This window comes from Paracoccus sp. (in: a-proteobacteria), assembly GCF_030538495.1.
Taxonomy (GTDB): Bacteria; Pseudomonadota; Alphaproteobacteria; order Rhodobacterales; family Rhodobacteraceae; genus Paracoccus.
The window spans coordinates 17,832-30,751 of sequence record NZ_JAUNTW010000008.1; the positions used below are offsets into that span (position 1 = coordinate 17,832).

Annotated in this window: 13 protein-coding genes and 2 tRNA genes; 11 read left to right on the forward strand and 4 right to left on the reverse strand. The window is 64.4% G+C overall.

Translation table 11 applies throughout. The features are described from left to right. Window positions 1-3: 3 nt before the first annotated feature. The 10 genes from Q4G20_RS09040 to Q4G20_RS09085 all read left to right on the forward strand — a co-directional run bounded on the left by Q4G20_RS09040 (window position 4) and on the right by Q4G20_RS09085 (window position 7,956). Window positions 4-1,245, forward strand: a complete 1,242-nt coding sequence (locus tag Q4G20_RS09040) for a helix-turn-helix transcriptional regulator (protein WP_303343116.1) — start codon at window positions 4-6, stop codon at window positions 1,243-1,245. Window positions 1,246-1,312: 67 nt separating this feature from the next. Then, window positions 1,313-1,669 carry a response regulator transcription factor gene (locus tag Q4G20_RS09045; RefSeq protein WP_303343117.1) on the forward strand — a complete coding sequence of 119 codons (357 nt, stop codon included), beginning with the start codon at window positions 1,313-1,315 and terminating at the stop codon, window positions 1,667-1,669. Then, the gene (locus tag Q4G20_RS09050) at window positions 1,669-1,944 is read left to right on the forward strand and encodes a hypothetical protein (RefSeq protein WP_303343118.1); all 276 of its coding nucleotides are present in this window, start codon (window positions 1,669-1,671) and stop codon (window positions 1,942-1,944) included. The genes Q4G20_RS09045 and Q4G20_RS09050 overlap by 1 nt, the downstream gene beginning before the upstream one ends. Next, complete coding sequence (locus Q4G20_RS09055; protein ID WP_303343119.1) at window positions 1,934-4,582, forward strand: ATP-binding protein; 2,649 nt, start codon at window positions 1,934-1,936, stop codon at window positions 4,580-4,582. The genes Q4G20_RS09050 and Q4G20_RS09055 overlap by 11 nt, the downstream gene beginning before the upstream one ends. Before the next feature lie 61 nt (window positions 4,583-4,643). After that, on the forward strand, window positions 4,644-5,696 hold the full coding sequence (locus Q4G20_RS09060; RefSeq protein WP_303343120.1) for a FliM/FliN family flagellar motor C-terminal domain-containing protein: 1,053 nt from the start codon (window positions 4,644-4,646) through the stop codon (window positions 5,694-5,696). Between the two features lie 86 nt (window positions 5,697-5,782). Then, the gene (gene infA / locus Q4G20_RS09065) at window positions 5,783-6,001 is read left to right on the forward strand and encodes a translation initiation factor IF-1 (protein ID WP_010397442.1); all 219 of its coding nucleotides are present in this window, start codon (window positions 5,783-5,785) and stop codon (window positions 5,999-6,001) included. 1 nt (window position 6,002) lies between these two features. Further along, on the forward strand, window positions 6,003-6,599 hold the full coding sequence (locus Q4G20_RS09070; RefSeq protein WP_303343121.1) for a nucleoside triphosphate pyrophosphatase: 597 nt from the start codon (window positions 6,003-6,005) through the stop codon (window positions 6,597-6,599). Further along, a complete protein-coding gene (locus tag Q4G20_RS09075) occupies window positions 6,596-7,639 on the forward strand; it encodes a ribonuclease E/G (protein WP_303343122.1) in 1,044 nt (347 codons plus the stop codon). Before Q4G20_RS09070 ends, Q4G20_RS09075 begins: the two co-directional genes overlap by 4 nt. Next, on the forward strand, window positions 7,639-7,806 hold the full coding sequence (locus tag Q4G20_RS09080; RefSeq protein WP_303343123.1) for a DNA gyrase inhibitor YacG: 168 nt from the start codon (window positions 7,639-7,641) through the stop codon (window positions 7,804-7,806). The genes Q4G20_RS09075 and Q4G20_RS09080 overlap by 1 nt, the downstream gene beginning before the upstream one ends. Before the next feature lie 74 nt (window positions 7,807-7,880). Next, window positions 7,881-7,956, forward strand: a tRNA-Phe gene (locus Q4G20_RS09085). An 886-nt stretch (window positions 7,957-8,842) separates the two neighbouring features. On the opposite strand, the gene Q4G20_RS09090 is transcribed toward Q4G20_RS09085, so the two are convergent. The 3 genes from Q4G20_RS09090 to Q4G20_RS09100 all read right to left on the reverse strand — a co-directional run bounded on the left by Q4G20_RS09090 (window position 8,843) and on the right by Q4G20_RS09100 (window position 10,858). Beyond that, window positions 8,843-8,917: transfer RNA gene (locus Q4G20_RS09090), tRNA-Gln, on the reverse strand. 176 nt (window positions 8,918-9,093) lie between these two features. Then, window positions 9,094-9,885, reverse strand: coding sequence for an inositol monophosphatase family protein (locus Q4G20_RS09095; protein WP_303343124.1), 792 nt, complete (start codon window positions 9,883-9,885; stop codon window positions 9,094-9,096). A gap of 58 nt (window positions 9,886-9,943) precedes the next feature. Further along, on the reverse strand, window positions 9,944-10,858 hold the full coding sequence (locus Q4G20_RS09100) for a LysR family transcriptional regulator (RefSeq protein ID WP_303343125.1): 915 nt from the start codon (window positions 10,856-10,858) through the stop codon (window positions 9,944-9,946). Window positions 10,859-10,947: 89 nt separating this feature from the next. Here Q4G20_RS09100 and metF point away from each other — a divergent pair, with 89 nt between their 5' ends. Then, window positions 10,948-11,811: a methylenetetrahydrofolate reductase [NAD(P)H] gene (gene metF, locus Q4G20_RS09105; RefSeq protein ID WP_303343126.1), complete on the forward strand. Its 864-nt coding sequence runs from the start codon at window positions 10,948-10,950 to the stop codon at window positions 11,809-11,811. Window positions 11,812-11,880: 69 nt separating this feature from the next. Here metF and Q4G20_RS09110 read toward each other — a convergent pair whose 3' ends face one another. Further along, complete coding sequence (locus Q4G20_RS09110) at window positions 11,881-12,897, reverse strand: DUF2235 domain-containing protein (protein ID WP_303343127.1); 1,017 nt, start codon at window positions 12,895-12,897, stop codon at window positions 11,881-11,883. Window positions 12,898-12,920: the final 23 nt, after the last annotated feature.

Genomic DNA, 12,920 nt, shown 5'->3' on the forward strand with positions numbered 1-12,920 from the left:
CGCTTGGGCGATCTGACGGGAACGCGCATCCGCGAACGGCGGATGCTGTTGGGCCGTCGTCAGGCCGATGTCGCGCGCGATGCGGGGATTTCGCCCGCCTATCTGAACCTGATTGAACATAACCGCCGCGCCGTTGGGGCCGATCTGATTGACCGGCTGGCGCAGGCTTTGGACGTGCCGCCCGACGAACTGGCCGAGGGTCGGGCCGAGGCGCGCATCTCGGCCCTGCGCGAAGCCGCCGCCACCCTGCCGCATGTCGCGCCCGAACTGGATCAGGTGGCGGAATTTTTGGCGCGTTTCCCCGGATGGGCGGAATTGCTGATTGCGGGCGCGCGCCGGGCCGGGGGTCTGGAACGGCAATTGGTGAATTTGTCTGACCGCATGACGCAGGATCCGCATCTGCTGGCGACCCTGCACGAAGTGTTGTCGGCGGTGACGGCGATCCGGTCCACGGCGGCGATTTTGCATCAGGAACCGGATGTTCCCGCCGATTGGCGCGCGCGGTTTCACGAAAATCTGCATCAGGACAGCGGGCGGTTAACCACGACCGCGCAGGCCCTTGTCGCCTATCTGGAAGGGTTCGAGACCGACACCACCATCTCCACCCCGCAAGAAGAGGTTGAGGCATGGTTAAACGCCGGCAGCCCGCCTGTCGAAGATGCGCCGGATTTGGTGTCGGATGCGGGGCGGGCTTTGGCGGCGGATGTGGCGGCGCGGATGGCCGCGGATCGGGACGCGTTGCCGGATGCGCAGCTGCATGACGCGGCGGAATTGGGCGATCCGCTGCGCATTGCGGCGGCGGTCGGGCAGCCGCTGGATCGGGTGCTGCGGCGGCTGGCGGTGCTGCGACCAGCGGGGTTTGATGCGGCGGGGCTGTTGGTCTGCGACGGGTCCGGTGCGCTGACGCTGCGGTTGGCGGCGGCGGGCTTTGCCCTGCCGCGTCCGGGTGATGGTTGCGCATTATGGCCGATTTATCAGGCGCTTGCCCAGCCGCATGTCGCCATATCCCGCGATCTGGTCACGCCCGAAGGCCGCCGGTTCCGCAGCATCAGCCTGGCCACCCGTCATCAGCCGCTGGGGCTGGACGGCCCGGTTCTGACGCAGGCGCAGATGTTGCTGGTGCCGGTGCCGCCGGGGGCGGGGGCGGCAACCCCCATCGGTCCGGCCTGTCGCATTTGCCCGCGCGGAGGGTGTCCGGCGCGGCGTGAACCCTCGATCCTGTCAACGGGGCCGCGTGGTTTCTAACCTTTGACAGTCGCGGGGTTTGCTGTTCAAACTGTCTTCGCAGCAGCAAGGGGAGGGGCCGCCGCACATGTCCGACATTTTGATGATCGAGGATGAACCCAACATCGCCGAGGCCGTGCGCTTTATCCTGACCCGCGAGGGCTGGGATTTGACGGTTCATCCCGATGGCGACGGCGGGATCGAGGCGATCCGGTCGCATCGCCCGCGTCTGATTATTCTGGATCAGATGCTGCCGGGACGGTCCGGGGCCGAGATTCTGGGCGATCTGCGCGGCGAAACCGACAGCGGGCTGGCCGGAACGCCTGTGCTGATGCTGACCGCGCGGGGGCAGGGCGCGACCGGGGCCGAACAGGCCGATCAGGTGCTGGCCAAGCCGTTCGACAACGAAGAACTGCGCGTCACCGTGCGCCGGATGCTGACCTGATGCCGGAACGCCCGTTGTTTCTGGAACGCGCGTCGTATCGCCGCCGCCGTTTGGGGGACGCGGCGCGGGTCTTGCCGTTTTTGTCGGCATTTGCGTTGATTTTGCCGGTGCTGTGGGCGCCCTTGGCCGTCAGCTATGCCTTTGGGGCGGTGTGGTTATTTGCGCTCTGGGCCGGTCTGGTCGTGGCGATCTGGGCGCTGCATCGCGCGCTGTTGCGGGCCGAGGCCGAAACCATCCGCGCATCACAGGCCGCCGAGGATCGCGATGCCGTTTGAAACCCTGATCGCCGTTTGTCTGGGCTATGTCGCGCTGATGTTTGGCGTGGCCTTCGCGGCGGATCGCGCGGCCAGTCAGGGGCGGCTGCGGTGGCTGGATCATCCGCTGGTCTATACGCTGTCGCTGTCGGTCTATTGTTCGGCATGGACGTTTTACGGCGCCGTTGGCTATGCCAGCCGGTCGGGGCTGGAATTTGCGACGATTTATCTGGGGCCGACGATTGTGTTCACCGCCGCGTGGTGGGGGCTGCGTCGTCTGGTGCGCGTCGCGCGGATGCATCATGTCACGTCGATTGCCGATCTGGTATCGGCGCGTTTTGGGAAATCGAACCCGCTGGCGGCACTGGTCACGCTGTTGGCGGTGATCGCGGCGACGCCCTATATTGCCCTGCAATTGCAATCGGTTAGCCTGTCGTTTCAGGTCTTTGCGACCCATGATCCCGGCACGGGCGGCGGCGCATTCGGGGGAACCGCGCTGTGGCTGGCCGCCGGGCTGGCGCTGTTTGCGATTTTGTTCGGCACGCGCAATCTGGCCGCCGATGAACGCCATCACGGCGTTGTCACGGCGGTTGCGCTTGAGGCTGTGGTCAAGCTGTTGGCCTTTGTCGCCTTGGGCGTGTTTGTGGTCTGGGGGCTGGCGGATGGTCCCGCCGATATTCTGCGCCGGATTGATGCGGCCACGAATGATCCGGTGATCGCGGATGGCTGGGCGCTGCGCCCGGATCGCTGGATCATGCTGAACATCGTGTCGGCCATTGCCATCGTCGCCCTGCCGCGCATGTTTCAGGTCATGGTGGTCGAGGCCGCCGACGAAGACCGCCTGCACGTCGCTGGCTGGGCCTTTCCGGCCTATCTGTTCGCCATGTCGCTGTTCGTGTTGCCCATCGCGGTGATGGGGCGCGAATTGCTGCCCGCAGGTTCGAATCCCGATCTGTTCGTTCTGACCCTGCCTGTGGCGCAGGGGCAGAACCTGTTGGCGTTGCTGGTGTTTTTGGGCGGGTTCTCGGCGGCAACGTCCATGGTGGTGGTCGCGGCGATTGCTGTGGCGACGATGATTTCGAACCACTGGATCGTCCCGGCCTGGCTGGCATTGCGCCAACGTCCGGCGGGCGAAGATTTGCAAGACCTGCGCCGGTTCGTTCTGAACGCGCGACGGCTGGCGATTTTGTCGGTGATGGCGGCGGGGTGGATTTACCATCAGGCGTCGGGCGGAACGGCGGCTTTGGCAGCGATGGGGCTGGTTGCCTTTACCGGCATGGCGCAGGTGATGCCCGCGATGCTGGGCGGGCTGCTGTGGCGCGGGGCGAACAGGCGGGGGGCCTATGCCGGGGTTGGCACGGGCTTTGCGGTGTGGATTGCGCTGTTGTTTCTGCCCTCGGTCGGGGTTGGGTCGCACCTGCCTGCGCCGGCGGGGGTGGACCCGTGGGCGCTGTCGGTGTTTGTGGCTTTGGCGTTGAATACGCTGGCCTTTATCGCGGTGTCGGTGTTTTCCTTCCCGGATCCGGTGGAACGGATGCAGGGGCTTTCTTTCGTGTCCTCGATCGAACCTATCCGTCACAGCCGCATGGCCCGCACCGATGATCGGGCCGAACCATTGCTGGCCATGGCGCGGCGGGTCTTGGGCGCGGATGCGGCGCTGCGTTATTTCCAATCGGCGGCGCGGGGTCAGGGAAAATCCGGCTATCTGCCTGATTTAACGCCTCAATTCGTCACAGGGTTAGAACGGAGGCTGGCCGGGTCCATCGGATCGGCAACCGCCCATGCGATGATTGACCGCGTGGCGGGCGGCGTGTCGTTAACCATGACTGACCTGCTGCAAGTCGCGGATGAGGCGCAGCGCGCCCAGCAAGAAACGCAACGCCTGTCGGTGGCGCGCGACGAACTGGACCGCACCGCCCGCCAACTGCGCGAAGCAAACGACAAATTAACCGCGTTATCGGTGCAAAAGGATGCGTTTCTCAGCCAGATCAGCCATGAATTGCGCACGCCGATGACATCCGTTCGGGCGTTTTCCGAAATCCTGAAAACGCCGGATTTATCCGCCGATGAACGCCTGCGCTTTGCCGGAATTATCCATACCGAGGCCGGGCGTCTGACCCGCCTGCTGGATGACCTGCTGGACCTGTCGGTTTTGGAAAGCGGGCGGGCGCAACTTTCTGTTTCTGCGGCCAATTTGCACGATCTGATCGAACGCGCGCTGAATGCGGCATCGGCGGCGCGGCCGGAACGGCGCTTTACCATCGAACGCGATCAGCCAACGGAACATGTGGCGCTGATCACCGATTCGGATCGGCTGTTGCAGGTGTTGATTAACGTCATCACCAATGCCCGCAAATATTGCGATGCCGACCGCCCGGCCCTGACGATTCGCGTGCAAAAACCGCCCGAAGGCGGCGCTCTGATCGACATTATCGACAATGGCAGCGGCATCGACAGTTCGCGTCAGGCGCTGATTTTCGAAAAATTCGCGCGGCTGAATGACCCGGCGCGGGCCGGTGGTGCGGGGCTGGGGTTGGCGATTTGCCGGGAAATCATGGTGACTTTGGGCGGTGACATTGCCTATTTGCCGGGGCAAGGGGGGGCTGCGTTCCGCGTGACCGTGCCGCGCCGTCCCCCGCGTCAAAGCGGGGCGGCGTAAAGGATTTATCAACCTGTTCGTGCGACAGTGCCGGGGAACTGGGACGAATCGGGCAATGGCGATGACGCAGGCAGATATGAACAATGCGGGGAATGTGGTGCTGCGGCGGCTGATGCGGGTGCGTGATGCCGCGCCTCTGCCGCAACCCGCGCCGCCAACTCCGGCGCGCGCGGCGGCCACGGCACTGGGGCGCGCGGCGGATCGGCTGTATGGGTTGCCGGTGCAGCCCGTTGCGGTTGATCCGGGCGCGGTGACGCTGGCCGAATTGCCGGAACTGTTGCCGGAATTGCCGTTGCTGGCCGTGTTGCAGGGACCGGGCGAATCGCTGGGCGTGCTGGCTCTGTCGCCCGAAGCGGTTTCCGCGCTGATCGAGGTTCAGACACTGGGCCGCGTCACCGCCCGCCCGTTGGAACGCCGCCGTCCGTCGCGCAGCGATGCGATGCTGTGCGCCGATTTTGTCAACGCGCTGCTGGCGGAATTGCGGGTGGAAATGGCCGGGGTGGATGGCTTTGATCAGATGGGCGAATTTCGCTTTGCCAGCTATCTGGACGATCCGCGCCCGCTGTCGCTGATGCTGGATGACCGCGCGTTTCGCAGCTTGACGTTCGACGTGAAATTCGGCGCGGCGGGCGAACGGGCGGCCTCGCTGATGCTGGCGCTGCCGTTGTCGGATGCGCCCGTGGTGACGACCGCGCCTGCGATTGCCGCGCCCGTGACCGCCACCCCGCCCAAGCCCAGCCTGCACATGCCAATGCAAACCGCCCCGGTCGAGGTGGTCGGCGTCCTGTGCCGTCGTCAGATGAGTTTGGGCGAATTGCGCGCGCTGACGGCGGGGCGGATGCTGACCCTGCCGCGCGTGACCCTGGCCGAGGCGCGTCTGGAAACCCGCGACGGGCAATTGCTGGCCACCGGCAAATTCGGTGAGGCCGACGGCTGCCACGCCATCCGTCTGCGTGACCCCAAAGCCCGTGCCGACACCCCGCCGCTGCGTTCGGCGCAGCCGCGCAATGACGCGCTGCCGGTGGGCGATTTGGCCCAGCCTGACCCGTTCCGCGCGCCCGAACCTGCGCCCGAAAGCCGCAAAGATGCGTTAACTGTCGCGGCGTCGGCGTGATATGACGCTTTTTTCTTGAAATTTTCACTTTTCGGACGCATCTAGCTTGCGTCCCGAATCTGACGGGACTTTTTGATGGAGTGACCATGGCCAAGGAAGAAATGCTCGAATTCCCCGGCGTCGTGAAGGAACTCTTGCCAAATGCGACATTCCGGGTCGAGCTTGAAAACGGCCATGAAATTATCGCGCATATGGCAGGCAAGATGCGGAAAAACCGCATCCGTGTTCTGGCGGGGGACAAGGTTCAGGTGGAAATGAACACCTATGACCTGACCAAGGGGCGGATCAATTACCGCTTTAAGTGATGTGACCGGCGGCGCGCCCCGGCTGATCCTTGGATCGGCCAGCCCGCGCCGGCTGGAGCTGTTGGCGCAAATCGGCATCGTTCCCGATGGTTTGCGCCCGGCTGATATTGACGAAACGCCCCGCCGCGACGAACGCGCCCGCGACTATGTTCAGCGTATGGCGACCGAAAAGGCGGCGGCGATCCCGCTGGCCGATGACGAAGCGGCGCTGACCGCCGACACCACGGTCGCTGTGGGCCGTCGCATTTTGGGCAAACCTGTTGATCGGGCCGAGGCCGCGCAGTTCATGCGTCTGATGTCCGGGCGGCGGCATGTCGTGTTAACCGCCATGGCGCTGCGTTATCAGGGGCGTGTCCGTACGCGGCTGGTGGAAACGACGGTGCGGATGCGGGTTATCGACGCGGCGTCGCTGGAACGCTATCTGGATGCCGGCGATTGGCAGGGCAAGGCCGGCGGCTATGCCATTCAGGGCGCGGCGGCGGCGTTTATTCCGTGGCTTCAGGGCTCGTTTTCCGCCGTTGTCGGGCTGCCTTTGTCGGAAACCGCCGCGATGCTGGCCGCCATCGGCATTTACCCACAAAAAGGATCACCACAATGAAGGGCAGGCAGGTTGTTCTGGGCCGCATCTTTGGGGCCGAGGCTGCGGCTTTGATGGTGGATGGCCAGCTGGAAGATATCCTGATCGCGACCGACCGCGTCACGCCGCTGCCGCCCGGCGCGATTTGCCGTGGCGTCACCGACCGCCTGATGAAGGGGCAGGGCGGCGCGTTCCTGCGTCTGCCCGATGGGCAGACCGGCTACCTGCGCGACCGCAAAGGCGTTCCCGAAGGCAAACCGGTTCTGGTGCAAATCGCGGGCGTGGCGGATGAGGGCAAGGCGATCCCGGTATCGACGCGGCTGCTGTTTCGCGGGCGTGCCGCCTTGGTCACGCCGGGCGCGCCGGGGGTGAATGTGTCGCGCCAAATCCGCGAGGATGAGACTCGCGACCATCTGACGACTTTGGGTCAGTCGGTGCTGGGCGACCGCAGCCACGGCGTCATCATTCGCAGCATCGCGGACCAGTTGGACGATGACGACATCACCGCCGAACTGGCCCAATTGCTGGATCTGGCCGACGGCATCATGGCCGAAGGGCAGGGCGACCCCGAATTGCTGCTGGACGCGCCGGGGCCGTGGGAACAGGCGTGGATGGAATGGGGCGACCCCGCCCCCGACGCTATCGACGAAGGCGATCACAGCTTTGACGATCACGGCGTGACCGACGCGATCGAGGCCCTGCTGTCGTCTCAGATCCCGCTGCCGGGGGGCGGGTCGGCGGTGATCGAAGCCACACGCGCGCTGATTGCCGTGGATGTGAACACCGGCAGCGACACCAGCCCCGCCGCCGCGTTAAAGGCGAATATCGCCGTCGCCCGCGATCTGCCGCGCCAGTTGCGGCTGCGCGGTTTGGGCGGGCAGGTGGTGATTGATTTCGCGCCCATGCCCAAACGCGACCGTGCGACGCTGGATCAGGTGCTGCGCGCGTCGTTCCGGGGCGACGGCACGGAAACCACGCTGATCGGCTGGACCGCAATGGGCCTGTATGAGCTGAACCGAAAACGCGACCGCGTGGCGCTGTCGCTGTTGGCGGGTGCGTAATGGCCTGCCCGATTTGTCAAAAACCGGGGGTTCCGGCCTATCGCCCGTTTTGTTCCAAACGCTGCGCGGATGTGGATCTGGCGAAATGGCTGCGGGGGGATTACGTCATCCCCGGCCCGGTTTTGGACGATGTTTCCAGCGATGACGACAAAGATAAAAAAATCTGACGATTAGGGCTGGACAGGGCGCGCAACTGCCCGTAAACACCCCTTCACCCGGCGCCGAACGCGGCGCCACAGATGCCCGGATAGCTCAGTTGGTAGAGCAGCGGATTGAAAATCCGCGTGTCGGCGGTTCAAATCCGTCTCCGGGCACCATTTCTTCCTGATTTTTTTCGTCTGATGCGCAATTCGGCTCAGGTTTCTTGACGACCCGAACCGCCCATCATGTCGCCCCACCCGACGCAGCAGCAACCATAAGCCAAGCCCGCCGCGACAAAGGTCATCGGCGTGTCGCCAAGCCTGCACCCGCGAGACTGCCGCGCCCCAAAGCCAGGCGCCCCGACCGGGTTTGGCGCTCCGGGGGCGATATGGATCGCCGCGATGGCCAACCTCTTTGTTGAAAAAGCGCCCACCGTCCCTTTGATCCGTAGGGTGCCGGCTTAGACCACGCCGACCACCCTTTCCGCAGAAACGCGACCCGATGGAAACGGGGTGGCGCAATTGAACCCGGCGTCATCATCGGCAGCCATATCGGCGGGCGCGTGAAAGCGCCGCAAGTCATCAACGGCCGCCCCAGAATGAGCCACGGGCCATATCGCTGCACGCGGCAGCAACGCGCAATCCTCCGCGCAAATGGTGAGGGTATGGCAATCGCGGCGGCGTCGTTGGCCGGTGGTGCGGCGCCGAGGCCAGTTCCTATGGCTGCCGGTCGTAATACGGGCCAGACGCGCCATATGGGCGGTGCGTCTGGCCCATATCGGAGCGTCGACCAGCAGGACGCTGGCATTGCCATGCCCGTGCCGACCTTTGACCAGCCGCTGCGTGCACAGCGATTCGACCGATCGTTGTGCGCAGTCGTGACGGGGCCCGCTTTGATAGGGCCGATGGGCGAAGGGCAAAACAAAGTGCGGCGGCAGGTGTTGTTCGTTCGTGTAAAGGGAAAGGCGTCTGGCGCAGGGCTGAACCGTTCCGTTCGTGCCAGATGCGATTCGCCAACACACATGGCGTTTATAACCGCATTTATCGTTTTATCTGAAGAAGTTGGCTGGGGCGGTAGGATTCGAACCTACGGTACACGGTACCAAAAACCGATGCCTTACCACTTGGCCACGCCCCAACTGTGGAGCGGTGTTTACTCATACAGTTCGGGGGGTGCAAGGGGGGAATTGCGTAAAATGTGACATTTTTTTGTTCGTCGCGTATGCGGCTTTTTGTTCGTCGCGTATGCGGCCATGAAAAAGCCGGGGCGGCCCTGCGGCTGCCCCGGCGGATGGTGTGGTGATGCGGTGCGCATCAGTCGCGGGTGCGGATCACCTTGGCGAAGGGCTCCATGATCGCGGCATTGGCGGCGATGATGCGGCCCGATTCCAGCGGGCTGTCGCCGTCGCGGATGCCGTCCACGAAACCGCCTGCCTCGCGCACCATCAGAATACCGGCGGCCACGTCCCACGGTTTAATCGCGCGTTCCCAATAGCCGTCGTAACGCCCCGCCGCGACATAGGCCAGATCAAGCGCCGCTGCGCCGAACCGGCGCACGCCTGCGGTGAACGGCATCAGGCGCGCCAGATCTTGCAGTGATGCGGGCAGGGGGCCGTTCCCGGCAAAGGGGATGCCGGTTGCGAAAATGCAGTCGATCATCCGCGACCGGCCCGACACGCGCAAACGCTGGTCGTTCATGAACGCGCCGCCGCCTTTTTCCGCGACGAACAGTTCATCCTTGGCCGCGTCAAAGATCACGGCGGCGATGATGTCGCCTTTGTGTTCCAAGGCGATGCTGACGGCCCAATGCGGCAGGCCGTGCAAAAAGTTCGTCGTCCCGTCCAGCGGGTCCACGATCCAGCGGCGGGTCGGGTCTTCGCCCGGTTCTTCGCCGGTTTCTTCGCCCAGCCAGCCGTAATTCGGGCGGGCGGTGCGCAGTTCTTCTTTGATGATGCGTTCGGCCTCGCGGTCAGCGCGGCTGACGAAATCGCCTGCGCCCTTTACGCTGACTTGCAGGTTCTCAACTTCGCGAAAATCTTTGACCAAACTGCGACCGGCTTTGCGGGCGGCCTTGATCATGACGTTCAGATTGGCGCTTGCCATCATATGCTCCGGGTGTTTGGGGTTGGGGCGTCATAGGGCCTTGCGCCGCAAAAGAAAAGGGTCACGCAACCGCCCCCCGCAGCATTCGTAAGGGTTCGGTCCGCGACAGGCGCAGCACATGCGCCATCCATGGTTGCGCCAGATCGTTTGCGCGAACGGCGGCGTATAACCGGCGCGACACGCCGCCGCGTCCCAGCGGCAGCATCGCCAGTTCGGGATTGGCCTGTTCACGGCGCAGCACCCAGTCGGGCATCACCGCAACGCCATGCCCGGACGCGACCAGCATCAGCGACACCGCGGTCAGTTCGACGGTGCGTTGATGCGCGGGTTCCACGCCTGCGGGGGTCAGAAACTGGCTGAACACATCCAGACGCGCCCGGTCCATGGGATAGGTGATCAGCGTTTCGGTCGCCAGATCGGCGGGATCGGCCCAGCCTTTGGCCACCAGCGGATGACCGGCGGGAACAACCAGCGTCGGCGAATAATCAAACAGCGGCTGAAAGGTGATGTCGGGCAAATCCTCGGGGTCGGATGAGATCACGAAATCAACCTGTTCCCGCACCAAAGCGGGCAGAGCGCCAAAGGCCAGACGCTGCCGGATGTCCACGTCAATATCGGGCCAGGCGCGGCGGAAAATATCCAAGACCGGCAACAGCCAGTCAAAGCAGGCGTGACATTCCATGGCGATATGCAGCCGCCCCACGCGGCCCGCCGTCACGCCGCGAAATTCGGCTTCGGTCGCAGAGACCAGCGGCAACACCTGTTCGGCCAGCCGCAACAGCCGCATCCCCGCCGCCGACAGCCGCATCGGTTTCGCGCGGCGCACGAATAATTCGACGCCGGCCTGTTCCTCTAACGCTTTGATCTGATGGGACAGGGCGGATTGCGTGATGTTCAGCACATCCGCTGCGCGCGCCAGACCGCCCTGTTCATGGATCGCGCGGACCGTCCGCAGATGTCGCAATTCAAGATGCATGAGCCGCCTTCAAGTTCATGTTGAACATTATGAATTTGTCTCACGCTTGGGGGTGTGACACAAGGCGGGCAACAAAATAAGGATTCGCTATGACCGCCGCGCCGCAGATCAGTTTGGAATTTTTCCCGCCGCAGACTTTGGATGCGTCGTTCCGGTTGTGGGAAACCGCGCGCGCTTTGGCGCCGCTGTCGCCGGATTTCGTATCCGTGACCTATGGCGCGGGCGGCACCACGCGCAAACTGACGCACGAAGCCGTGACCACGATCAGCCGCCATTACGGGTTGCAGGTCGCCGCCCACCTGACCTGTGTCGAGGCGACCCGCGACGACACCATGAAGATCGTGCAGGATTATGCCGATGCGGGCGTTCACCAGATTGTCGCGCTGCGCGGGGATGCGCCCAAGGGGCAGACCCGGTTCACGCCGCATCCTGACGGGTTCGCGAACTCGATCGAATTGATCGAGGCGATTGCCGCGCGGGGCGATATGACGATCCGCGTCGGCGCCTATCCCGAACCGCATCCCGACAGCGCCGATACCGATGCCGATGTGGCGTGGCTGAAACGCAAAATCGACGCGGGCGCGGACAGCGCGATTACGCAGTTTTTCTTTGACGCTGATACGTTTTTCCGGTTCCGCGACAAATGCGCGGCGGCGGGGATCTCGGCCCCGATCCTGCCGGGGATTTTGCCGATCCAAAGCTGGGCGGGAACGAAACGGTTCGCCGCGACCTGCAACACCACCGTGCCGCAATGGGCCGAAGATGCGTTCAGCGCCGCCGACGCCGCCGATCATCCGGCACTGGCGACCGATATGTGCGTCGATCTGTGCCAGAAACTGATCGCGGGCGGCGTGGACCGGCTGCATTTTTACACGCTGAACCGGCCGGACATGACGGCGGCGGTGTGTTCGGCTTTGGGCGTGGTGGCGGATAAATCGCGGGCCGTGGCGTGATGGGGTGAGGCTGGGGGCTTCGCGCCCCCAGACCCCCGCGGGATATTTTTGCACAGAAGATTTGTGGCGTTACGCCCGGCGTCGGATGGGGGTTGCGGCGTCATCGGTCAGGTGGCCGGTCAGCAATGCGGGGCCGGGATAGGGGCGCGGCACGGTTTCGTGCAGTGATTCGTTGTCGTATTGGCCGGCCAGACGTGGGGCGCGGACCAGAAACGCCTTGCCCCAGTTGCGCCATGATCCGACGGATGGCGATGTGGGGTCGGTGGTCATATGCGCGCGCCAGTTATCGGGCAGCGGCAGGCCCAGCGTTTCGGCGCGGTCCAGCATCCAGACCAGCGGGATATTGGCCAGCGGGCGCGCGGGTTCATATCCGCCCAACTGCCCGCCGATGTCGCCATGTGCGCCGCGAAACCAGACCTGTTCCACCCGCATATCGCCCGCATCATCCCATAAGAGCGGCGCGAAGGCCGCCCTTGTTTCATCCAAGGCGAGCGCGTGAAAGCCGTGTTCGACTCCGTCCCCCAGATGCGCGTCGTGGAACCGGAACCGGGGTTCGGTCAGCATCCACAACAGCGGCAGCCGCAGCCCGAAGGCGGTGACGGTATCGAAGCAGCCGACCATGCGGATGGGGGATGCGGCATGGCAGCGGCGGCGGTGAAAGGTGGCGATCACGCCCGGACCTGCGCCCTGCCGGTAATAGCGCCACGCCAGCCGCACATAGCGTTCCGTCGCGTATTCGGGCCGGACCAGCCCGACCCGGCCAATCATCCCCGCCAGACTGCGCGCCGCAAATGCGCCCCGCGAATAACCCAGCAAAAACACCGCGTCACCGGGACGATAGGCCCCCGCCAGCCAGCCATAGGCGTCGATGATCCGCGCTTCAATCATCCGCCCCAGAGCCAGATCGGGCAAGGTTTGCCATCGCGCCCATTGCTGGCCCATGCCGTAATACAGCCGCAGCCCCGCGCCCTGTGCCGGTGTCAGCAGGTCACGGATGCGTCCGATGGAACTGCGCCGCCCCTGCATCAGCGATGCAAAGGTGCCGTCCATCAGGATAACGTGGATCGTCGGGGGGCGAATCGTCATCCCCCGACGTTACCATGGTCGCG

Coding starts and splice junctions, on each gene's coding strand:
- Q4G20_RS09075 (WP_303343122.1), top strand. CDS start 6,596: ATGAAGGGCAGGCAGGTTGTTCTGGGCCGCATCTTTGGGGCCGAGGCT.
- Q4G20_RS09080 (WP_303343123.1), top strand. CDS start 7,639: ATGGCCTGCCCGATTTGTCAAAAACCGGGGGTTCCGGCCTATCGCCCG.
- Q4G20_RS09045 (WP_303343117.1), top strand. CDS start 1,313: ATGTCCGACATTTTGATGATCGAGGATGAACCCAACATCGCCGAGGCC.
- Q4G20_RS09100 (WP_303343125.1), bottom strand. CDS start 10,858: ATGCATCTTGAATTGCGACATCTGCGGACGGTCCGCGCGATCCATGAA.
- metF (WP_303343126.1), top strand. CDS start 10,948: ATGACCGCCGCGCCGCAGATCAGTTTGGAATTTTTCCCGCCGCAGACT.
- Q4G20_RS09110 (WP_303343127.1), bottom strand. CDS start 12,897: ATGACGATTCGCCCCCCGACGATCCACGTTATCCTGATGGACGGCACC.
- infA (WP_010397442.1), top strand. CDS start 5,783: ATGGCCAAGGAAGAAATGCTCGAATTCCCCGGCGTCGTGAAGGAACTC.
- Q4G20_RS09060 (WP_303343120.1), top strand. CDS start 4,644: ATGACGCAGGCAGATATGAACAATGCGGGGAATGTGGTGCTGCGGCGG.
- Q4G20_RS09095 (WP_303343124.1), bottom strand. CDS start 9,885: ATGATGGCAAGCGCCAATCTGAACGTCATGATCAAGGCCGCCCGCAAA.
- Q4G20_RS09055 (WP_303343119.1), top strand. CDS start 1,934: ATGCCGTTTGAAACCCTGATCGCCGTTTGTCTGGGCTATGTCGCGCTG.
- Q4G20_RS09050 (WP_303343118.1), top strand. CDS start 1,669: ATGCCGGAACGCCCGTTGTTTCTGGAACGCGCGTCGTATCGCCGCCGC.